Consider the following 21,021-nt stretch of genomic DNA (forward strand, 5'->3'; position numbering starts at 1 on the left):
ACCGAAGGTCCGCAACGCATGAACACCTCCGCACACAGCACGCCCCGCAATGGCGCGCGCTGGCTGACGCAGGCCCTGGAAGCCGAAGGCGTGGAAACGCTGTTCGGCTATCCGGGCGGCACCATCATGCCGTTCTACGACGCCCTGGTGGATTCCAGGCTCAAGCACATCCTGGTTCGTCACGAACAGGGCGCTGCACTGGCTGCCAACGGCTATGCCCGTGCCAGCGGCCGGGTCGGCGTGTGCGTGGCCACTTCCGGCCCGGGCGCGTCCAACCTGGTTACCGGCATCGCCGACGCGATGCTGGACTCGGTGCCGATGATCTGCCTGACCGGCCAGGTCGCCACGCCGCTGCTGGGCACCGACGCCTTCCAGGAGCTGGACGTGTTCGGCATGACCATGCCGATCGTCAAGCACAGCTTTCTGGTGCGGCGTGTGGAGGAGCTTCCGGAGATGGTGCGCGAGGCATTCCGCATTGCGCGCGAAGGACGTCCCGGGCCGGTGCTGATCGACCTGCCCAAGGACGTGCAGGTGGCCGACGCTTCGCATCTGCCCCTGCATGTTCCGGCAGCGGTGCAGCCGCCGCCGGCGCCGGCGGACGCAAAGCTGGCCGAAGCACTGGCGGCGATCGCCAGTGCCGAGCGCCCGGTGGTGTACGGCGGGGGCGGAATCGCGCTGGCCGGCGCGGTGGAGGCGTTCCGCCGTTTCGTCGAAGCCACCGGCATCCCGACCGCGCTGACCTTGCGCGGCCTGGGTGCATTGCCGCATGCGCATCCGGACTACCTTGGCATGCTTGGCATGCACGGGACCCGTGCGGCCAATATGGCCATCCAGGAATGCGATCTGCTGGTGGTGGTCGGTGCGCGTTTCGACGACCGTGCCACCGGCAAGCTGAGCGAGTTCGCCCCGTTTGCGCGCGTCATCCATCTGGATGCCGACGCATATGAAATCTCCAAGCTGCGCACTGCCGATATCGCGGTGCCCGGCGACGTAGCAGTCAGCTTGAAGGCCTTGAGTGCGGCACGCGGCAACTGCCAGGCCTGGCGCACGCGTTGTTTTGCCAACCGCGAAAAGTTCGGCGCGCGCTACGACGCGCCCGGCACCGATATCTACGCACCGGCGCTGCTGAAGCGCCTGAGCGAAGTGGCTCCGGCCGACACCATCATCGCCTGCGATGTGGGTCAGCATCAGATGTGGGTGGCGCAGCATTGCCGCTTCAACGATCCGCGCAATCACCTCACCAGCGGCGCCCTCGGCACCATGGGCTTCGGCCTGCCGGCCGCGATGGGCGCACAGTTCGCCTGCCCTGACCGCACCGTGGTGCTGGTCTCCGGCGACGGCAGTTTCATGATGAACGTGCAGGAGCTGGTGACGATCGCACGCTGCAAGCTGCCGGTGAAGATCGTGCTGCTGGACAACAGCTCGCTGGGCATGGTGCGGCAGTGGCAGGAACTGTTCTTTGCCGAGCGTTACAGCGAAATCGACCTGTCCGACAACCCGGATTTTGCGGCGCTGGCGCAAGTGTTCGGCATTCCGGCCAAGCGCATCATCGCCCGCGGCGACGTGGATGCGGCACTGGCCGAGCTGCTGGCCCAGCCCGGTCCAGGCCTGCTGCATGTCGCGATCGACGCGCGTGCCAATGTGTGGCCGCTGGTGCCGCCCAACAACGCCAACAGCACCATGCTGGACAGCAATCCCGCACATGCGGCCAAGGAGACATCGCATGCGTTACCGGCTTGATCTGGTGCTGAAGCCGGCAGAAGGCGCGTTGGTGCGGGTGATCGGCATGACCGAACGCCGTGGCTTCCGCCCATGTGCGATCCAGGGCGCAGCAGCGCCGGACGATGCCGGGCGCTGGCATCTGCTGCTGGATGTGGACAGCAACCGTCCGCCGGAAACGCTGCGCCTGCAGCTGGAGAAGGTCTACGACTGCGAATCGGTGGTAATCACCGCACTGGAATCGGTCGAGGCTGCGGCATGAGCATGCAGACCTCGCGCGACCATCAGACTGCCGTCCGGAGGTGTCTTCTTCCGGATCGGCCGCGCGCGTGCCGCAATGCCTGATTCCGGCCGCCCTTCCGCACAGGAGCCAGAGGTAGGCGACGTGGCCGTCAGCGTGGCCGATGTGCTGGCCGCACAGGCGCGCCTGCGCAAGTACCTGTCGCCCACGCCGCTGCACTACGCCGAACGCTTCGGTGTGTGGTTGAAGCTGGAGAATTTGCAGCGCACCGGCTCCTACAAGGTGCGCGGCGCATTGAATGCGTTGCTGGCCGGGCTGGAACGCGGCGACGAGCGCCCGGTGATCTGCGCCTCGGCCGGCAACCACGCGCAAGGTGTGGCGTGGTCGGCGTACCGGCTGGGCGTGCAGGCCATCACGGTGATGCCCTACGGCGCGCCGCAGACCAAGATTGCCGGTGTCGCGCATTGGGGCGCCACCGTGCGCCAGCATGGCAACAGCTATGACGAAGCGTTCGCGTTTGCGCGCGAGCTGGCCGACCAGAACGGCTATCGCTTCCTGTCCGCCTTCGACGACCCTGACGTGATCGCCGGCCAGGGCACGGTTGGCATCGAGCTGGCGGCGCATGCGCCGGACGTGGTGATCGTGCCGATCGGCGGCGGCGGCCTGGCCTCCGGCGTGGCGCTGGCATTGAAGTCGCAGGGCGTGCGCGTGGTCGGGGCGCAGGTGGAAGGTGTGGATTCTATGGCGCGCGCCGTCCGTGGCGATCTGCGCGAGATCACCCCGGTGCCGACGCTCGCCGATGGCGTGAAGGTCAAGATTCCAGGCCTGCTCACGCGCCGCCTGTGCTCGAGCCTGCTCGATGACGTGGTGATCGTGCGCGAGGCCGAATTGCGCGAGACATTGGTACGCCTGGCACTGGAAGAACACGTCATTGCCGAGGGCGCCGGCGCCCTCGCCCTGGCCGCCGGTCGCCGGGTTTCCGGCAAACGCAAATGTGCGGTGGTCTCTGGCGGTAATATCGACGCAACCGTGCTGGCCACACTCTTGTCCGAGGTGCGGCCGCGTCCGCCACGCAAGCCGCGCCGTCGCAATACCGAGCGGCTGCGCAACGAACGCAGCGCCAATCCGCCACCCGCCACACACGTTCATTCCCGCCCATCCGCAGTCGCTTCAACGCCTGTCACCGCCATCGCCGTAGAGGAGTCTTCCTGGTGAACACGACCGTATCCAACCAGACCCCGCGTATCCGAATTTTCGACACCACCCTGCGCGACGGCGAGCAATCCCCCGGCTGCAGCATGACGCCCCAGCAGAAGCTGGTCATGGCGCGCGCGCTGGACGAACTCGGCGTGGACATCATCGAAACCGGTTTTCCCGCCAGTTCGCATTCGGACCGCGAAGCGGTGGCGATGATGGGCCGCGAACTGCGCCGCCCCACCCTGGCGGTGTTGTCGCGCTGCCTGCAGGCCGACATCGAAACCTCGGCCAAGGCGCTGGAAACAGCCGCAAACCCGCGCCTGCATGTGTTCTTGTCCACTAGCCCGCTGCATCGCGAGCACAAGCTGCGCATGAGCCGCGAGCAGGTGCTGGAATCGGTGCACAGGCACGTGACGCTGGCACGCGGCTATATCGACGATGTGGAATTTTCTGCCGAGGATGCAACTCGCACCGAAGAAGATTTCCTGGCCGAGGTCACCCGCGTGGCGATCGCCGCCGGCGCCACCACGATCAATTTGCCCGACACGGTCGGCTTCACCACGCCGGAAGAAATCCGCGGCATGTTCTCGCGCCTGATCGCCAGCGTAGAAGGTGCCGACAAGGTCATCTTCAGCGCGCATTGCCACAACGATTTGGGCCTGGCGGTGGCCAACTCGCTGGCGGCCATCGAAGGCGGTGCGCGCCAGGTGGAATGCACCATCAATGGCATCGGCGAGCGCGCGGGCAATTGCGCGCTGGAAGAAATCACCATGGCGCTGAAGGTGCGCGGTGCGTTCTACAACATCGATTCGGCGATCAATACGCCGCGTATCGTCTCCACCTCGCAATTGTTGCAGCGTCTGGTCGGCATGCCGGTGCAGCGCAACAAGGCGGTTGTGGGCGGCAACGCATTCGCGCACGAATCGGGCATTCATCAGCACGGCATGCTGCGCCATCGTGGCACCTACGAAATCATGCGCCCGGAAGATGTGGGCTGGGAATCCTCGCAAATGGTGCTGGGCCGCCACAGCGGCCGCGCCGCGGTCGAGCAGCGCCTGCGTGCGCTGGGTTATCTGCTGGAGGAGGAAGAGGTCAAGCTGGTGTTCGAGCAGTTCAAGGCGCTGTGCGAGAAGCAGCGCGTGGTCACCGATGCCGATCTGCAGGCATTGATGCAGGACGCTACCGTGCAGGAAGGCTACCGCCTGGCGTCGATGACCATCAGCGATGTGGGCAGCCGCGCGAATGCACTGGTGGAGTTGTCCGACCCAGAAGGCAATCGCGTGGCAGAAACCGCACAGGGCAATGGCCCGGTGGATGCGCTCTTCGGTGCATTGGCCTCGGCCACTGGCGTGAAGCTGGAGCTGGACAGCTACCAGGTGCACAGCGTGGGCATCGGCGCGGACGCGCGCGGCGAAGCCAGCCTGAGCGTGCGCCACGACGGCGTGGAATACGAAGGCACCGGCACCAGCAAGGACATCATCGAAGCCAGCGCGCTGGCGTGGCTGGATGTGGCCAACCGCTTGTTGCGTCAGCGCGAACGTGGCGTGGTCGCCGGCAAGACGGCTGCGGTCGCGTAACGCTGCGCATTGGATCGATGATGCAAGCCTCACGGCCAGCAGAGTGATCTGCTGGCCGTTTCGGTTTTTTGCATGCGAACATTTTTACAAGTGTGTCGGTTGGCTGCTGGCGCGCTTGCCGACGTGGCAAAGCTCCGGCCTGCTACAGGCACTTGCACGCATACCGGCCTGGGACACGCCGCAAGTACGTCCATGTAGGCTCTGCCGCGGCATCCATGCCGCTCAAGGTCCACACCGGTACGCGCGCAAGCACCAGCGACTGCTGTCGGCAGCTGAGGACACGGATGCGTTATTGCGCTGGCGACCATTCCCGCGCACTACAACGACTGCGAGCGCTTTTACAGCGCAGCCACCACCGCATCGCCCATTGCCACGGTGCCCACCATCGTGGTGCCTTCCGACCAGATGTCGGCGGTGCGCAGGCCTTGATCGAGGACCTTGCCCACGGCGCGCTCGATGGCGTCTGCGGCATCGGCCTGCGCGAAGGTGTAGCGCAACATCATCGCCACCGACAGGATCGTGGCAAGCGGATTGGCAATGCCCTTGCCGGCGATGTCCGGCGCCGAACCATGGCACGGCTCGTACATGCCTTTGCTGTTGGCATCCAGCGAGGCCGACGGCAGCATGCCGATGGAACCGGTGAGCATGGATGCCTGGTCGGAGAGAATGTCGCCGAACATGTTGTCGGTCACGATCACATCGAACTGCTTGGGCGCGCGCACCAATTGCATCGCCGCGTTGTCCACGTACATATGCGACAGCGCGATATCCGGGTAGTCCTTGGCCACTTCCTCGACCACTGCACGCCATAGCTGGCTCGATGCCAGCACGTTGGCCTTATCGACCGAACACAACTTCTTCCCGCGCAGGCGCGCCATCTCAAAACCTGCCTTGGCGATGCGACGAATCTCGCTCTCGCTATACGGCAAGGTGTCGTACGCCTGGCGTTCGCCGTTGTCCAAGGTGCGCGTACCGCGCGGCTGGCCGAAATAGATGCCGCCGGTGAGCTCGCGCAGGATCAGCAGATCCAGCCCGGCCACGACCTCGGGCTTGAGCGTGGACGCATCGGCCAGCTGCGGATACAGCAATGCCGGCCGCAGGTTGGCGAACAAGCCCAGCTGCGAGCGGATCTTGAGCAAACCGCGCTCCGGGCGCAGCGACGGGTCGATGGTGTCCCACTGCGGGCCACCCACCGCGCCCAGCAACACCGCATCGGCGGCGCGCGCGCGCTCCAGTGTTTCATCGGCCAACGGGCTGCCGTATTTGTCGTACGCAGCGCCGCCCAGCTCGTCATACACCATCTCGAAACCCAGACCGTGTTGCGCGTCGATGCGCTTCAATACCTTGACCGCTTCGGCCATGATCTCCGGGCCGATCCCGTCGCCGGGAAGAATCAGAATCTGCTTGCTCATGCCACCCTCGTGAAGTGACGCCGCAGCGTCATTGAATTCAATGCAATACACGCACGCGGCATGATCGACGCACGCGCGTGCGGCTCAACCTCACTGCAGCGCGCCAAACAACCACGGCTGGCGCGCGCGATGGTCTTGCTCGAAGCGCCCGATGGCATCGGCGTCCTGCAAGGTGAGGCCGATATCGTCCAGCCCGTTGAGCAGGCAGTGCTTGCGGAAGGCATCGATGTCGAAGCCGTACTCCACGCCATCGGGGCGGCGCACGCGTTGTGCGGCCAGATCCACGGTGAGCTGGTAGCCCTCGGTCGCCAGGCATTGTTCGAACAACGCATCGACCTGCGCTTCGGCCAGCACGATCGGCAGCAGGCCGTTCTTGAAACTGTTGTTGTAGAAGATGTCGGCAAAGCTCGGCGCGATTACGGTGCGAAAGCCGTACTCGTCCAGCGCCCACGGCGCATGCTCGCGCGAGGAACCGCAGCCGAAGTTTTCCCGGGCCAGCAAGACGCTGGCGCCCTGATAGCGCGGGAAATTGAGCACGAAGTCGGGATTGAGCGGGCGCGTGCTGTTGTCGCGACCAGGCTCGCCGATATCCAGATAGCGCCACTCGTCGAACAGGTTCGGACCGAAACCGGTGCGCTTGATCGACTTCAGGAATTGCTTGGGAATGATCTGGTCGGTATCGACATTGGCGCGATCCAGCGGCGCCACCAGTCCGGTGTGTTGGGTGAAAGGGGTCATTGAGAGAGGCCGGGATTTGGGATTGGGGATTGGGGATTCGAAAAGGCTGCGGATGGGCGGAGCGCTTCTACGAATCCCGAATCCCCACTCCCGAATCTCCAAGTTCACGCACATCGACAAAATGCCCGCTCACCGCCGCAGCCGCCGCCATCGCCGGGCTGACCAGATGCGTGCGGCCGCCGGCGCCCTGGCGACCTTCGAAGTTGCGGTTGGAGGTGGACGCGCAATGCTCGCCGCTGCCCAGCTTGTCCGGATTCATGGCCAGACACATCGAGCAGCCTGGCTCGCGCCATTCGAAGCCGGCGTCCAGAAACACCTTGTCCAGGCCTTCGGCTTCGGCCTGGGCCTTCACCAGGCCCGAGCCCGGCACCACCAACGCCTGCTTGATGGTGGAAGCGACCTTGCGGCCCTTGGCCACTGCGGCGGCCGCGCGCAGGTCTTCGATCCGCGAATTGGTGCACGAGCCGATGAATACGCGATCCAGGCGGATGGCGGTGATCGGCTGGTTGGCGGTCAATCCCATGTATTTGAGCGCGCGCTCGATCGAATCGCGCTTGGTCGGGTCCTGCTCGGCGGCCGGATCGGGCACGTGCTGATCGATGGCCAGCACCATTTCCGGCGAAGTGCCCCAGCTGACCTGCGGCTTGATGTCTTCGGCACGCAACTCCACCACGGTGTCGAAGTGGGCGTCCGGGTCGGAGACCAGCGTGCTCCAGAGCGCCACCGCCGCATCCCAGTGGGCGCCCTTGGGGGCGAACGGCCGCCCTTTGACGTAGGCAATGGTCTTCTCGTCCACCGCCACCATGCCCACGCGGGCACCGGCTTCGATGGCCATGTTGCAGATGGTCATGCGGCCTTCCATCGACAGCGCGCGGATGGCGCTGCCGGCAAATTCCAGCGCATGCCCGTTGCCGCCGGCGGTGCCGATCTTGCCGATCACCGCCAGCACGATGTCCTTGGCGGTCACCCCGAACGGCAGCGTGCCTTCCACGCGCACCTGCATGTTCTTCATCTTCTTGGCGATCAGGCACTGGGTGGCCAGCACGTGCTCGACTTCCGAGGTGCCGATGCCGTGGGCCAGCGCGCCGAATGCTCCGTGCGTGGACGTGTGCGAATCGCCGCAGACCACGGTCATGCCCGGCAAGGTGGCGCCCTGCTCCGGGCCGACCACGTGCACGATGCCCTGGCGGGTATCGTTCATCTTGAACTCGAGGATGCCGAAGTCGTCGCAGTTCTCGTCCAGGGTCTGCACCTGCAGGCGCGAGACCTCGTCGGAAATCGACTCCAGACCGCCCTGGCGCTCGGCGCGCGTGGTCGGCACGTTGTGATCGGGCGTGGCGATATTGGCGTCGATGCGCCATGGCTTGCGCCCGGCCAGGCGCAGGCCTTCGAAGGCTTGCGGCGAGGTCACCTCGTGCAGGATGTGGCGGTCGATATAGATCAGCGACGAACCATCGTCACGGCGTGTGACCTCATGCAGGTCCCACAGCTTGTCGTACAGGGTCTTGGCAGTCATCGCGGCAATCCGAGTGGCGGATGGTGGGTGCGCCCACCTGGCTGAGATCGATGCTAGGAGCTTGCCTTGGATTACGCAAATTCATATTGTTTATTCAAGAAATGAATTTTAGGAATAGCAATGGACCTGGCGAGCCTCAATGCATTCGTGGCGATCGCCGAGAGCGGCAGTTTTTCGGCAGCCGGCGAGGCCTTGCACCTGACCCAGCCAGCGGTAAGCAAGCGCATTGCACTCCTGGAAGCGCAATTGTCGGCGCGGCTGTTCGATCGCCTGGGCCGGCAAGTGGTGCTGACCGAAGCCGGCCAGGCGTTGCTGCCGCGCGCGCAACGCATCCTGGCCGAGCTGCAGGACACCCGCCGCGTGCTGGAGCATTTGGGCGCAGCCGTTGGCGGCCGCTTGAGCCTGGCCACCAGCCACCATGTGGGTCTGCACCGCCTGCCGGCCTTGTTGCGCGGCTTTGCCACGCAACATCCGCAGGCGGCGCTGGACATCCAGTTCCTGGATTCGGAGCTGGCGTACGCCGCGGTGCTGCGCGGCGAGGTGGAGCTGGCAGTGACCACCCTGGCACCGGACACGCGCGCTCCGCTGCGCGCGCAGCCGATCTGGCACGACCGCCTGCAGTTCGTCGTTGCACCCGATCACCCGTTGGCGGCACTGCCTGCAGTGTCGCTGGACGATGTGGTGGCGCACCCGGCGGTGTTGCCCGATCCGGGCACCTTCACCCATCGCATCGTTGCCAACCTGTTCGCCGAGCGCGGCCTGGTGCCGAGTTTGCGCATGACCACCAATTACCTGGAAACGATCAAGATGCTGGTGTCGGTGGGCCTGGCCTGGAGCGTGCTGCCCGAGCGCATGATCGACCACCAGATCGTGGCGCTCCCGCTGGCCGATGTCGCGTTATCCCGCGAGCTGGGATGCGTTACCCATGGCGGGCGCACCTTGTCGCGTGCGGCGCAGGCGTTTGTTGCGCTGTTGCATGCGCAGGCGGATCCGGCGCAGGCGTAGGCTGTGGGCGAATGTCTGCAGCGTGCTGCACGTGTCGGCGAAAGATGACGTCAGCAGTTTGATCTCGGCACGAGCGCACGAGAGGTGCGATGCGTCCTGCGCACGCGGCTTGCTGACTCGGCGATGCCGCGGCCCGGCCGGCAACGCTGCGCTTCTTCTTCGCCACGCACCGCCCGTGCAATGTAACAACACCTGTCTTGCATCGGGCCCGCATGCAGCAGTCCACGGGCCTCAGCAACGTCTTACGGCCCGATCAAACGATCCCGCCCCTGCCGCTTGGCTTCGTACAGACGATGGTCGGCCAACGCCAGCAATTCGCGCCGGCTGGGCGCCTCCTCGCTCATCGCCATGCCCATGCTGGCGGTACAACGCACGGTCATGCCCTGCGCATCGACTTCGATGTGGGCCAGTCGCTGTCGCATGCGCTCGAACAGCGCGCGCGCCTGTACCGCATCCAGCCCGGTGGCCGCCAGCAGGAATTCTTCGCCACCATGACGCGCGGCAAAGCAGCGCGCCTGATCCTGCTCGCTCAATACCTCGCCGATGGCCGACAGCACCGCATCGCCAACCTCATGGCCGTAGTCGTCGTTGATACGCTTGAAGTGATCGATATCCATCAACGCCAGCGCCAACGCCGCGCCACCGGCGTGCGCCTCATCGAACCATTGCTGCAGCACACGCTCGGCTTCGCGCCGGTTCGGCAGCGCCGTCAGCACGTCGTGGCTGGCGCGGTATTCCAGCTGGCGCATCAACGCTTCGCGCTCCTGGCTGGCCTGCTGCAGCGCCAGGTTCTTGTCGCTCAGTTCGCGCGTGCGCCGGTCGATGACGGTATTGAGCTGGCGCTGACGCAGGCGATAGCTGGCGGTACGCCACAGATACAACCCGTAGATCACGCTGGCCAGGCCGAGGATGCCCAGGCCGACCACTTCGCCGCGGCGCCACCACGGCGGCGCCAGTTCGATGACCAGGCTGGCTTCACCCAGCAGGTCGTTCTGCCGCCAATCCACCGGTAGCGACATCGCTTGCACGCGGAAGCGGAAACGGCCCGGCGGCAAATTGGTGTAGACCGCTTCGCTGGCATTGTCGGCATCCACCCACTCCGGGTCGAAGCCCTCCAACCGGTAGCGATACCGCACCTTGTCCGGGCCGCGGAAATTCAGTCCGGCATACACGATCGCGATACGCCGGGTCTCGGCGCCGAACCGGTGCGGGCCACTGAGCGGCTGCACCATGCCATCGACCAGCAGGCGCTCGAACACGATCGGCACCCGATGGCCTTGCAAGGTGCCCACGCGGGCCGGGTCGATCACGCCCAGGCCTGCGGCGGTGGGGAACAGCAACTGCCCGGACTGGGTCAGCCAGCCAGCCGGCGCGCTGCTGCCGTTGCCCTGGTTGCTGGGCATGCCGTCGCTGCGGTCGACCACTTCCACGCTCAATTGCTCGCGCGTGCCCGCATCGAGCTGGTCGAAGTTATCGCGTGCGATGCGGAACACCCCGTGGTTGCTCGACAGCCAGAAATAGCCACGGCCGTCGTCGATCACGCGAAACACCTTGTCGCGCGGTAGCCCGACCCGGTGGTCGTAGACGCGGAAGCTGTCGCCGCGCAACCGCAGCAGGCCGCGATCGCTGGCAATCCACACATCGCCAGCGGCATCGCGCAGGAAATCGAAGGCGTTCTGCCCGGGGAAATCCTGCTCGCCCAGCCAGGCGCGGGTACTGCCGTCCGGCGACAGCGCAGTCACGCCGCGATCGGTGCCGATCCAGACGATGCCCTGCGCATCGCGGTACAACACCTGCACCGAGCCATCCGGTACGCCGTCGGCTGCGGTGTAGCGGCGTGCCTTGCCGTTGCGCCACCGCACCAGCCCGGCGGTGGTGCCGATCCACAGATCGTCGCCGTCCGGCAACACCGCACGCACCGACATCGAGGGCAGGCCATCGGCCGCGCCGATGCGCACCAGCACGTGGCCTTGCGCGTCCAGACGCACCACGCCCTGGCTATAGGTACCGGCCCACACGCCGCCATCGCCAGCATCGGCCAGCGCCAGCACCGATTGCTCGAGCACGCGCCCTCCTTCGCTGGGCGACAGCGACACGCGGCTGATGGTGCCCTCGCGCCAACGATCCAGGCCGACGGCATTGCCCACCCACACCGTGCCCTCGCCGGTCTGCAGCACGCAGCGCACGTAGTCCGAACTCAGACCCTCGTCGTGGGTGACGCCGTGCGCGGCGCCCTCGGCAATGCGGAACAGCCCGTGGGTGCTGCCGACCCAGATCAGGCCTTCGGCGTCTTCCAGCAGCGCCGGGCTGGCGACGCCGGAAATGGCGATCTGCTCGTCCGGGTCGTTCGGCCCGCTGTGCACCACCAGCGTGCCCGAAGACAGGCTCATCCACAGGTGCCCGCGGCGGTCCAGCAACACCGAATCCACGCGTTGGCCCTGGCGGAAACGCTGCAGGCCACCGCCACGGCTCCACCACCACACGCCATCGTCGCCGGCGACCAACAGGCCGCCCTGACGGTCGCTGGCCAGCCGCCGTACCGGCGCATCGCGCATCCCGTGCCCCCTTCCCCAGGCCACCGCCTGGACGCCATCGTGCGGCAGCCGATACAGCCCGACCTCGGTACCAACCCACAGGTCGCCGCGTTCGTCCGCAGACAATGCCGTGACGCGCGCACGCGGCAAGCCGGTCTGGCGGCCGACGTCGACCACCCGCCCGTCGCCCTCGATGCGGTACAGCGTCTGCGGCGTGCCCACCCACAGCGCGCCATCGGCACGCCGCAGCAGGGCGCTGACCGCAAGATGCCGCGCCGACGCATCGCCCAGTTGCTGCCAATGACCGTCCTGATAGTGGTAGACGCCGTCGAACGCAGTGCCGAACAGCATGCCGCCGGTGCTGTCGCGAACCACCACAAATACCCCGCCCAGCTCGACGCCGGGAGTGTTCTGGCGGTCGTACACGGTGAAATCGCGCCCATTGAAGCGCGCCACGCCTTCCCAGGTACCCAGCCAGATCAGCCCGTCTTCGCCCTGGGCCACCGCGTGCACCAGGTTGTGCGGCAGGCCGTCGTCCATGTTCCAGCGCGTGACGGTGTGGTACGCGGCGTGCTTGAGCACCTGCGCGGCCGCGGGCCAGGCGTTGAGCAGTGCGCAACACAACAGCAGCCACAGCCACGCCAGCCCGATCCGCCGCACGCACGTGCTGCGAACGCAGCTTGTGTGCGCCTGCGTACCGCCCCTTCCCACGCTCCCCGTCCCCTCGTCCGTGCTCGCTGGAGATACCTGCCCGTATGCACCGGCAGGCCTACGGCAAATTTATCACCGGGGTTTTTGTGCTGCCTTCGGTGGATCCCTGACAGCTGCCGGGAGCGGCACGACACCGGGAACCGGGCAGGCGGAACCGTTAACGTAGCGGTCGGGCGCCGAGTATAAATATAGAACCCGATGGTCTAGTATTGACGGCATGTCCAGCTCGTCCCCCCTCAATTCCAAGACCAAGAGCAATGGCCCTGGTCGTCCCAAGGATCTTGGAAAGCGTGCCGCCATCCTGGGTGCCGCCCGCACCATGTTCATGGAGCAGGGCTATGCAGGGGTCAGCATGGATGGGATCGCCGCGCAGGCCGGCGTCTCCAAACTGACCGTGTATAGCCACTTCGGCGACAAGGAGAGCCTGTTTTCCGAGGCGATCCGCGCCCAGTGCCAGCACATGATGCCGGACGACCTGTTCGATCACGCCCCCAAGGGCGCATTGCGCGACCAGCTCACCGAGATTGCCCATGCGTTCTTCGCCATGGTCAGCACCGAATCGGCCATCTCCACCCACCGCATGATGATGGCGCCCGGGACCGGCGACGTGCATATCCGCGAGATGTTCTGGGATGCAGGCCCCAAGCGCACGCAGCGGGCGCTGGCGGATTTCCTGTCTGCGCGGGTGGCCGACGGCCAGCTGGAGATTCCGGACGTGGCGCGCGCCGCCTCGCAATTCTTCTGCCTGCTCAAGGGCGAGCTCTACGCCTTGATGATGTGCGGCCTGCACGGCCAACCCACCCGCGCCCAGGTCAATGAGCACATCGACACCAGCGTGGACTTCTTTTTGAGGGCCTATGCGCCGCGCTGAGCGCCCCCGGCCTTTGGTGGCGATGACTTCCGGCACTGCGCCGGATGGCAGCGCGCGGCGATGCTAGATGCGCCAGGTGCCTCGCGCACCGGTAAAATGTTCGCCCCACCGCGTTGGATACCCGCACCATGACGATCGATTTCACCCAGGCCCGCGAAAAGATGGTCGAGCAGCAGATCCGGCCGTGGGACGTGCTGGACCTGCGCGTACTCGACGTGCTGGCGCGCATGCCGCGCGAAGCCTTCGTGCCGGAGGCCTACAAGACGCTGGCCTATGTCGACGTGGAAATTCCGCTGTCGGCCGGTCACAAGATGATGAAGCCGGTGGTCGAAGGCCGCATGTTGCAGGCACTGGACCTGCAACCGGGCGAGGACGTACTGGAAATCGGCACCGGCAGCGGCTTTGCCACCGCCTGCCTGGCCGCACTGGCGCGCGAAGTCCTCAGCCTGGAGATCGACCCGGCGCTGGCCGCGGCTGCGCGCGCCAATCTGGACCGCACCGGCCTGGGCAGCAACGTCCGTATCGAAACCGCCGATGTCTTCGGCTGGCAGAGCGAGCGTCGCTTTGACGCCATCTGCGTGACCGGCGCAGTCGACACGCTGCCCGTCCAGTGGCTGCAGTGGTTGCGCCCGAACGGCCGGTTGTTCGTCGTGCGCGGTCACGACCCGGTGATGGAAGCGGTCCTGGTCCGTGGCGAGGTCAACGCCCCGCGCATCGAATCGTTGTTCGAAACCGACCTCGCCTATCTCCAGGGCGCCGCACCGACGCCCCGATTCCAATTCTGATTCCCAAGGAAGCTCACCCGATGATCCGCCGATCCCTCGTCCTGGCCCTGGCCGCCGCCCTGTCTCCGATGGCTGCGCACGCCACCGACCTGCTGCAGGTCTACGAAATGGCCCGCAACGGCGATCCGCAGCTGGCCGTGGCCGAGTCCACGCGCCTGGTCAATCGGGAGGGTCAGGTGCAGGCGCGTGCGGCGTTGTTGCCGCAGCTGGACGGTAGCGCCAGCTACACCCAGTCGCATCGTGAGCTGGAGGGCGTCGATGGCCGCTCCACGACCAAGCAGCGCCAGTACGCGATTCAAGGCAGCCAGACCATCTTCAATTGGGCGCAGTTTTCCAACCTGCGTGCGCAGCGCGAAGTGGCCAAGGCTGCGGATTTCACCTTGGCATCGGCCAACAACGACCTGATCACCCGCACCTCGGCGGCGTATTTCCAGGTGCTGGTGGGGATCGAGTCGCTGGCGGCAGCCGAGACCAACGAGGCGGCCGCAAAGAAGCAGTTCGACTACGCCGACAAGCGTCTGGAAGTGGGTCTTGCACCGATCACCGACGTGCACGAAGCCCGCGCCCAGTACGACCAGGCGCGGGCAGACACCATCAACGCGCGCAATACGCTCAAGGACTACTACCAGGCACTGACCGAGCTCACCGGCCAGCCCGTGGTCGGCTTGCGCGCATTGCCAGATGAGTTCCGCCCCGAAGTACCGGCCGCCTACAGCAACGTGGATCAATTGGTTGCCACCGCGATCGCCGACAATCCGGCGCTGCGGGCGCAGCAGTTGCAGGTCAGTGCTGCCGAGGCGCAGGTCAGTGCCGCGCGTGCCGGCCATCTGCCCACGCTGAGCCTGGGTGCCAATGTCGGCCGCAGCAATAGCTGGGGCGGTCAGGGAACGGTGGATGAGGCGGCGGGCAACTTCACCACCGCAGGCCGCGACATCGACACCGATTCCGTCGGCATCACGCTGACGATTCCGATCTTTGCCGGCGGCGCGACCCAGTCGGCCGTGCGTCAGGCACTGTCGCAACGCGATATCCAGCAGGACACCTACGAGCAGCAGAAGCGCGCGCTGGATCGCAACACCCGCAATGCCTACCAGACTGTTGTTGCCGGTATCAGCGAAGTGGAAGCCCGCCGCCTGGCCGTGGTGTCGGCGCAAGCCGCCTACGACGCCTCGCAAGTGGGTCTGGAAGTGGGCACGCGCACGGTGCTGGACGTGGTGCAAAACCAGCGCACGCTGTTCCAGGCGCAACTGAACTACGCACAGTCGCGTTACAACTTCCTGCAGAACCGCCTGCTGCTGGGCCAGGCCATCGGCAAGCTCGACATCACCGATCTGCAGGACGTCAACCGCCTGCTATCGCAGGACGCCGAATCCAAGCTGCAGGGCAGTGGGTCGTTGCAGTAAGGCGAGCTGGATGCACAAAAAAAAAGCGGGCTAAGGCCCGCTTTTTTGTGCGCGATGCAACCGCATGCGCGCCTGTCGTGACGGCGGCTGCAAGTGCGCTAACCCGGCAACGCCGGCGTGCAGCATCCGGTGCAAGTGATCCCACCACGCGTCTCACTGCCCGGCGCAAGTTCTCACGGTTGAGCGCAACGAGGGCTGCACGCCGGCGCCAGGCTCGGCGGAGTGCGGCACGGCCATGCACGCAGCCACGCAGCGAGCGACAAACCTCATGCCACAACGCCCGCGCTCGCCAGCGGCGGCAGATCGGCAGCGATCTGCACCAAGGTGCGGGCCACCGCGCCCTTGCCGTTGGCGACCAGCGCCAGGCCTGCAGTGGTCATCGCCTCGCGTTGTGCGGGGTCGGCGAGCAGGCGCGCCAAGGCCTGGTAGACGCACTCGGCATCCTCGCAGATGGCAACCGCATCGGCTTGGCGCATGCGCCGCGAAATCTCCGAGAAGTTATGCAGATGCGGGCCAGTGATTGCCGGCGTTCCGACGGCGGCCGGCTCAAGCAGGTTATGCCCGCCGATCGGTTGCAGACTGCCACCGACGAAAGCCACCTGCGCGCACGCATAGAAGCTCATCAGCTCGCCCAGGGTGTCGATGACGAATACCTTGTCGCCCGCCTGCGGCCATTGCTGCGCCTTGCGCGTGGCAACGCGCCAGCCGCGCTCGCGTGCCAACGTCTCGACCTTGGGAAAGCGCTCGGGATGGCGCGGTGCCCACAACAGCAGCAAATCCGGAAATTGCAGCAGCAACCGTGCGTGGATATCGGCAACGGCGGCCTCTTCGCCTTCGTGCGTGCTGGCGGCGATCCACACCGGGCGCGTGGCCGGCACGTGCATGCGAAACTGCGCGACCAACGCCTGCAATTGCGTTGGCGCTGCGATATCGAACTTGAGATTGCCCAGCGCGATCACCTGATCCGGGCGCGCGCCCAGGGTGACGAACCGCTCGGCATCGTCCTGCGACTGCGCCGCCACGCAGGTGACGGTGCGCAGCGCGCGACTGATCAACGGCGCCAGCAACCGATAGCCGCGCAACGAGCGCGCCGACAACCGTGCGTTGAGGATGTACACCGGAATCTGGCGATCGCGGCAGCCGAACAACATGTTCGGCCACAGCTCGGTTTCCAGGATCAAGGCCAGGCGCGGGCGGAAGTGTTCGAGAAACCGCCCCACGCTGCCCGGCACATCGTAGGGCAGATACACATGGTCCACCGCATCGCCCCACAGCGCGCGCACGCGCTCGGAGCCGGTGGGGGTGATGGTGGTGATGACCCAACGGATATCCGGGCGCTGCGCTCGCAGCGCATTGACCAGCGGCGCGGACGCGTTGACCTCGCCCACCGACACCGCATGCACCCACACCCGCGGGCGCCCGCAGGCGTGCGTGTAGGACGCATAGCGCTCGTTCCAGCGATTGAAGTATTCGCGCACGCGGAAACCGCGCCACACCAGGTGGTACACCGTGACCGGCAACAACAGGTAGAGCAGCGCCGAGTACAGCCCGCGCAACAGCCATTCGATCGGATCTTTCCGCATCCGTGCAGGATACGGGAGCGTCCGTGCGTGCGCATGTGCACGCTGCCTGCTGGGCGCAATCCCTTAGAGCGTGTTATGTACGTTGAGGTGAGTGCGAAGCGTCTTGTGGCGCGTCGAGACACCGCGTGCGCCTTGCCCAGGCGGCCAGCCTGGGCAAGGCGCGCAACGCAGTATCGGTGTGCCACAGGGCGCTCCCGGAGGGTTGGCCGTCAGCGGCGCGGAGCGGGCACCGCGCCGCTGACGGCCAACGCATCTCATCTCAAAGTGCATCACACGCTCTAGAATTGACGCATGTCCGAGCCCGCCAACGTCGCCGTCCGCCCTTCCCTGCGCAACCCCAAGCACTGGCCGATGTATCTGGGCCTGGCGGTGATGGTGGTGGCAGGGCGCCTGCCCTGGACGCTGCAACGTGCCGTGGGCCGCGGCGTGGGCTGGATTGCCATGCGCCTGGCGGGCACGCGTCGGCGCGCGGCCGAGGTCAACCTGAAACTGTGTTTCCCCGAGCAGGACGATGCCTGGCGGGCGCGGCTGTTGCGCGACAGTTTCGACGCGCTCGGCGTGGGCCTGTTCGAGTTCGCGCGCGCCTGGTGGGGCAGCATCGATGTCATTCGACCAGGCGTGCAGATCGAGGGCCTGGAGCATCTGCAGCAACTGCAACAGCAAAAACGTGGCGTGTTGCTGGTGTCCGGCCACTTCATGACGCTGGAAATGTGCGGGCGCCTGCTATGCGACCACGTGCCGCTGGCCGGCATGTACCGCAGGCATCGCAACCCGGTGTTCGAGTGGGCGGTCAAGCGTGGGCGCTTGCGCTATGCCACGCACATGTTCGCCAACGAGGACCTGCGCGCCACCATCAAGCATCTCAAGCGCGGTGGTTTTCTGTGGTATGCGCCGGATCAGGACATGCGCGGCAAGGACACCGTGTTCGTGCCGTTCTTCGGACATCCGGCCTCCACCATTACCGCCACGCATCAGCTGGCACGGTTGACCGGCTGCGCGGTCGTGCCGTACTTCCATCGTCGCGAAGGTGGCCGTTACATCCTCAAGATCGCACCGCCATTGGCCGACATTCCGTCCGATGACGTCATCGCCGATACCACGCAGGTCAATGCCGCCATCGAAGACATGGTGCGCGAAGCGCCGGACCAATACCTGTGGATCCATCGGCGCTTCAAGCGCCAACCGGGTGGACGTAGCGATTTCTATCGCTGACGCCTGCTCGGCGAACGCCTGCAACGCATGTGTGGGCGTTGCCGCCGCAGCTCGTAAAAGGGAGGAAGTGCCGATCAACCGCGTGCACCGCGCTACTGCGGCGCGCGGTCCGCATCGTCGTTGAGCAAGGCGCCGGCATACAGCCCGGCCAGCATCAGGCTCAGCCCGCCCCAGAAGCTGGAATAGAACGCCAGATGGGTGTTGAACGGAAATACCGTGGCCACCAACGCAATCATCGCCGGCCGCGCCTGCTCGCGTGCCACCACGCTTGAGTAGCGCCACGCACGCCATGCCTGCGCCGCGCCAGCCAGCCACAGCAGCAAGCCGATCACGCCGGTTTCGGCCAGGATCTCGAGCACGATCTGATGCGCATGAAAGGCCGGCCCGCCGCCCCAGGCCGGCGCTTGGCCAGGTGCCGGATTGCAGGCCGGATAGGCCTGCCGGAACCCGCGCACGCCTACGCCGTTGAGCGGATGCGCGCGGATCATGCACAGCGACGCCCCCCAGATCTGGGCACGCCCGGACAAGGCCTGGTCCACGCCCTGTTCGCCATTGCCGAACGCCAGCGTAGTGCGCTGGATGCGCTCGCGCGCCTGTGGCGCCACCGCCACCACCGCCACGGCCAACAGTGCGCCGACCACCGCCGCGGCCAGCAAACGACGTCCGCCCAGCAGCTGCCAACCGGACAGCAGCATGATCACGCCATAGGTGATCCACGACGCGCGCGAGCCGGCCAAGACCAACACAATGCCGACCGCCGCCGCGCCGACAAGCCAGGCCAAGACATGACGCCGCCCCAACGCCAGCAACAGGAACGGCGACAGGCTGGCCAGGGTCTGCCCGAATTTCAGATTGCAGGGGCCCAGCACGCCGCTCAACCGGTCCACCAGCGCCAGTTCCTGGGCCGTGCACAGGCCATGGCCGCTGATCAACTGCTTGATCTGATCGATGCCAAAAAACAACGGGCTGGTGCCGAAGGCGGCCTGCAGCAACGCGTCCAGCGTCCACACCCCACCGATGACCGCCAGCCCGGTAAAGGTGCGACCCCGACGCTGTGCATTGGCCACGGCGATGGCGCATAACCACATGAACGGCAGGTAGCGCAGATCGGTGGCCGACTTGCGTAGTGCGCGGCCGGCATCCATCGCGTCGAACGCCGACAGCATCTGCGGCAACCAGTACGCCAGGAACAACACGCTGGTCAGCGCCCAGGCTGCGCCGCTGAGCAGGCGCGTGCCGCCGCGAAAGCGCGCGTGCAACAGGCGGTACGCCGCGAACAACGCGCCCAGCGACAACACCGTTTCGGCCAGGCCGGGCGTAGACCATAGCGCCACGAACACGATCACCCACAGCGGCGCCCAGCGGCCGGCATCGGGCGTCAACACGGGCGCCCGCGGGAGGGCCTCAGCGGCGGAGTTCGTCATAGACCTTCAGGGTGGCCGTTTGCATGGCCTGCAACGTGTAGGGGATCACGGCCGGCGCTGCCGGGGCGTGCTGCAGCAACTGCAGCGCCTGCGTGCATAAGGCCCGGGCATCGAAAGCGGCGACCGCACCACCGGGCTGCAACTCGGCCAGCAATTCGCCAACGCCGCCGTGTGCCCAGCCCAGCACCGGACGGCCGACCGACAGTGCCTCCACCACGGTGCGGCCGAAGGCTTCCGGCTTGCGCGAAAGCTGCAGCACCAGATCGCTGGCCGCATAGGCCTCGGCGATGCCGGCAGTGGGCTCGGTCAAAGCGATTGCCTCGGCAATGCCCAGCCTCGACGCTTCTGTCTCCAGCTCCCGCACATATGCCTCGCGCCCGGGCTCGCGTGCGCCGGGCAACCACAAAAAGGCCGGCACGCCGGCTGCTCGAATGTCGGCGAGCAGCTGCAGGCCATCGGCATGCCCCTTCAGGCGCGTGCCGCGGCCCGGCAGCAATAGCAGCGGTGCATCGGCCGGCAGAGCGGGCAGCAGCGTCTGTGCCCATGCACGGGCACTGCGGTCCGGCTGCAGCCGGCGCGGGAACTGCGCGATATCCACCCCACGCGGAATGGTGCGCAGCCGCGCCGGATCGGTCTGCGGGTAATGCGTGCACACGTATTCGCGCACCGTCTTGGACACGCAGATCACGCGCTCGCCGTAGGTCATCACTGCGCTGTAGCGGCTGGGCGAATTGAGTCCGTGCACGGTGGTCACCAGGCGCGGCCGCGTTGCCTCGGGCATGCCGCGCAGCGCGTACCAACCCAGCCAGGCCGGCAGCCGCGAACGTGCATGCACGATGTCGGCCCCGAGTTCGGTGAACAAGCGACGCAAGCCGATCACATGCCGCAGCGTCAGCAACGATTTGCGGCCGATCTCCAGGGTGAGATGCTCGCCACCCACATCCAACAGCGGCTGCACCAGGCGTCCACCGGCCGACACGACGACGGCGCGATGACCGGCGCGCACCAGCGCGGCAGCGATTTCCAGGGTGGAGCGCTCGACGCCGCCGGACTGCAGTGCCGGCAGCAGTTGCACCACGGTCAGGCGGTGCAT

16 protein-coding genes are annotated in these 21,021 nt (G+C 66.3%); 9 read left to right on the forward strand and 7 right to left on the reverse strand.

All coding sequences use genetic code 11. The features are described from left to right. Positions 1–18: 18 nt before the first annotated feature. The 4 genes from ilvG (at position 19) to ACCQ15_RS17000 (ending at position 4,734) form a co-directional block, all read left to right on the forward strand. Entirely contained in the window at positions 19–1,740 is a 1,722-nt protein-coding gene (gene ilvG / locus ACCQ15_RS16985) for an acetolactate synthase 2 catalytic subunit (protein ID WP_008573703.1), read from the forward strand. Beyond that, positions 1,724–1,981, forward strand: coding sequence for an ACT domain-containing protein (locus tag ACCQ15_RS16990; RefSeq protein ID WP_003483347.1), 258 nt, complete (start codon positions 1,724–1,726; stop codon positions 1,979–1,981). Before ilvG ends, ACCQ15_RS16990 begins: the two co-directional genes overlap by 17 nt. A gap of 123 nt (positions 1,982–2,104) precedes the next feature. Next, complete coding sequence (locus ACCQ15_RS16995; protein ID WP_008573702.1) at positions 2,105–3,175, forward strand: threonine dehydratase; 1,071 nt, start codon at positions 2,105–2,107, stop codon at positions 3,173–3,175. Next, positions 3,172–4,734 carry a 2-isopropylmalate synthase gene (locus tag ACCQ15_RS17000; RefSeq protein WP_011348521.1) on the forward strand — a complete coding sequence of 521 codons (1,563 nt, stop codon included), beginning with the start codon at positions 3,172–3,174 and terminating at the stop codon, positions 4,732–4,734. The genes ACCQ15_RS16995 and ACCQ15_RS17000 overlap by 4 nt, the downstream gene beginning before the upstream one ends. A gap of 338 nt (positions 4,735–5,072) precedes the next feature. On the opposite strand, the gene leuB is transcribed toward ACCQ15_RS17000, so the two are convergent. The 3 genes from leuB to leuC all read right to left on the reverse strand — a co-directional run bounded on the left by leuB (position 5,073) and on the right by leuC (position 8,400). Continuing rightward, on the reverse strand, positions 5,073–6,146 hold the full coding sequence (leuB, locus tag ACCQ15_RS17005) for a 3-isopropylmalate dehydrogenase (protein WP_209261381.1): 1,074 nt from the start codon (positions 6,144–6,146) through the stop codon (positions 5,073–5,075). 90 nt (positions 6,147–6,236) lie between these two features. Beyond that, positions 6,237–6,884 carry a 3-isopropylmalate dehydratase small subunit gene (gene leuD / locus ACCQ15_RS17010; RefSeq protein ID WP_057681634.1) on the reverse strand — a complete coding sequence of 216 codons (648 nt, stop codon included), beginning with the start codon at positions 6,882–6,884 and terminating at the stop codon, positions 6,237–6,239. A 67-nt stretch (positions 6,885–6,951) separates the two neighbouring features. After that, entirely contained in the window at positions 6,952–8,400 is a 1,449-nt protein-coding gene (gene leuC / locus ACCQ15_RS17015; protein ID WP_014091005.1) for a 3-isopropylmalate dehydratase large subunit, read from the reverse strand. Positions 8,401–8,520: 120 nt separating this feature from the next. Here leuC and ACCQ15_RS17020 point away from each other — a divergent pair, with 120 nt between their 5' ends. Then, positions 8,521–9,405: a LysR family transcriptional regulator gene (locus tag ACCQ15_RS17020; protein ID WP_008573692.1), complete on the forward strand. Its 885-nt coding sequence runs from the start codon at positions 8,521–8,523 to the stop codon at positions 9,403–9,405. Between the two features lie 242 nt (positions 9,406–9,647). On the opposite strand, the gene ACCQ15_RS17025 is transcribed toward ACCQ15_RS17020, so the two are convergent. Further along, positions 9,648–12,650: a two-component regulator propeller domain-containing protein gene (locus ACCQ15_RS17025; RefSeq protein ID WP_372380822.1), complete on the reverse strand. Its 3,003-nt coding sequence runs from the start codon at positions 12,648–12,650 to the stop codon at positions 9,648–9,650. Positions 12,651–12,867: 217 nt separating this feature from the next. Here ACCQ15_RS17025 and ACCQ15_RS17030 point away from each other — a divergent pair, with 217 nt between their 5' ends. From ACCQ15_RS17030 to ACCQ15_RS17040, 3 genes are all read left to right on the forward strand, one after another. Next, positions 12,868–13,521 carry a TetR/AcrR family transcriptional regulator gene (locus ACCQ15_RS17030; RefSeq protein WP_003483364.1) on the forward strand — a complete coding sequence of 218 codons (654 nt, stop codon included), beginning with the start codon at positions 12,868–12,870 and terminating at the stop codon, positions 13,519–13,521. Positions 13,522–13,649: 128 nt separating this feature from the next. Continuing rightward, a complete protein-coding gene (locus ACCQ15_RS17035; RefSeq protein ID WP_008573687.1) occupies positions 13,650–14,306 on the forward strand; it encodes a protein-L-isoaspartate O-methyltransferase family protein in 657 nt (218 codons plus the stop codon). Between the two features lie 20 nt (positions 14,307–14,326). After that, positions 14,327–15,709 (forward strand): TolC family outer membrane protein, encoded by a 1,383-nt coding sequence (locus tag ACCQ15_RS17040; protein ID WP_008573685.1) that lies wholly within the window; start codon positions 14,327–14,329, stop codon positions 15,707–15,709. Positions 15,710–15,975: 266 nt separating this feature from the next. Here the strand turns inward: ACCQ15_RS17040 and waaA are convergent, their stop codons facing one another. After that, on the reverse strand, positions 15,976–17,292 hold the full coding sequence (gene waaA / locus ACCQ15_RS17045; protein WP_008573684.1) for a lipid IV(A) 3-deoxy-D-manno-octulosonic acid transferase: 1,317 nt from the start codon (positions 17,290–17,292) through the stop codon (positions 15,976–15,978). A gap of 291 nt (positions 17,293–17,583) precedes the next feature. Here waaA and ACCQ15_RS17050 point away from each other — a divergent pair, with 291 nt between their 5' ends. After that, a complete protein-coding gene (locus ACCQ15_RS17050; protein WP_008573681.1) occupies positions 17,584–18,504 on the forward strand; it encodes an LpxL/LpxP family Kdo(2)-lipid IV(A) lauroyl/palmitoleoyl acyltransferase in 921 nt (306 codons plus the stop codon). Positions 18,505–18,596: 92 nt separating this feature from the next. Here ACCQ15_RS17050 and ACCQ15_RS17055 read toward each other — a convergent pair whose 3' ends face one another. Both ACCQ15_RS17055 and ACCQ15_RS17060 read right to left on the reverse strand, forming a co-directional pair. Next, positions 18,597–19,928 (reverse strand): O-antigen ligase family protein, encoded by a 1,332-nt coding sequence (locus ACCQ15_RS17055; protein ID WP_372380823.1) that lies wholly within the window; start codon positions 19,926–19,928, stop codon positions 18,597–18,599. Further along, entirely contained in the window at positions 19,909–21,021 is a 1,113-nt protein-coding gene (locus ACCQ15_RS17060; RefSeq protein WP_372380824.1) for a glycosyltransferase, read from the reverse strand. Before ACCQ15_RS17060 ends, ACCQ15_RS17055 begins: the two co-directional genes overlap by 20 nt.

Origin of the sequence: Xanthomonas sp. NCPPB 1754, assembly GCF_041475725.2 — a bacterium.
Taxonomy (GTDB): Bacteria; Pseudomonadota; Gammaproteobacteria; order Xanthomonadales; family Xanthomonadaceae; genus Xanthomonas; species Xanthomonas euvesicatoria.

What these genes read in the sequence shown, in the direction of transcription:
- ACCQ15_RS17050 (WP_008573681.1), top strand. Translation starts at nt 17,584, where the DNA reads ATGTCCGAGCCCGCCAACGTCGCCGTCCGCCCTTCCCTGCGCAACCCC.
- ACCQ15_RS17035 (WP_008573687.1), top strand. Translation starts at nt 13,650, where the DNA reads ATGACGATCGATTTCACCCAGGCCCGCGAAAAGATGGTCGAGCAGCAG.
- ACCQ15_RS16990 (WP_003483347.1), top strand. Translation starts at nt 1,724, where the DNA reads ATGCGTTACCGGCTTGATCTGGTGCTGAAGCCGGCAGAAGGCGCGTTG.
- ACCQ15_RS17040 (WP_008573685.1), top strand. Translation starts at nt 14,327, where the DNA reads ATGATCCGCCGATCCCTCGTCCTGGCCCTGGCCGCCGCCCTGTCTCCG.
- waaA (WP_008573684.1), bottom strand. Translation starts at nt 17,292, where the DNA reads ATGCGGAAAGATCCGATCGAATGGCTGTTGCGCGGGCTGTACTCGGCG.
- leuD (WP_057681634.1), bottom strand. Translation starts at nt 6,884, where the DNA reads ATGACCCCTTTCACCCAACACACCGGACTGGTGGCGCCGCTGGATCGC.
- ACCQ15_RS17020 (WP_008573692.1), top strand. Translation starts at nt 8,521, where the DNA reads ATGGACCTGGCGAGCCTCAATGCATTCGTGGCGATCGCCGAGAGCGGC.
- ilvG (WP_008573703.1), top strand. Translation starts at nt 19, where the DNA reads ATGAACACCTCCGCACACAGCACGCCCCGCAATGGCGCGCGCTGGCTG.
- ACCQ15_RS17055 (WP_372380823.1), bottom strand. Translation starts at nt 19,928, where the DNA reads ATGACGAACTCCGCCGCTGAGGCCCTCCCGCGGGCGCCCGTGTTGACG.
- ACCQ15_RS17060 (WP_372380824.1), bottom strand. Translation starts at nt 21,021, where the DNA reads ATGCACCGCCTGACCGTGGTGCAACTGCTGCCGGCACTGCAGTCCGGC.
- leuB (WP_209261381.1), bottom strand. Translation starts at nt 6,146, where the DNA reads ATGAGCAAGCAGATTCTGATTCTTCCCGGCGACGGGATCGGCCCGGAG.
- leuC (WP_014091005.1), bottom strand. Translation starts at nt 8,400, where the DNA reads ATGACTGCCAAGACCCTGTACGACAAGCTGTGGGACCTGCATGAGGTC.
- ACCQ15_RS17030 (WP_003483364.1), top strand. Translation starts at nt 12,868, where the DNA reads ATGTCCAGCTCGTCCCCCCTCAATTCCAAGACCAAGAGCAATGGCCCT.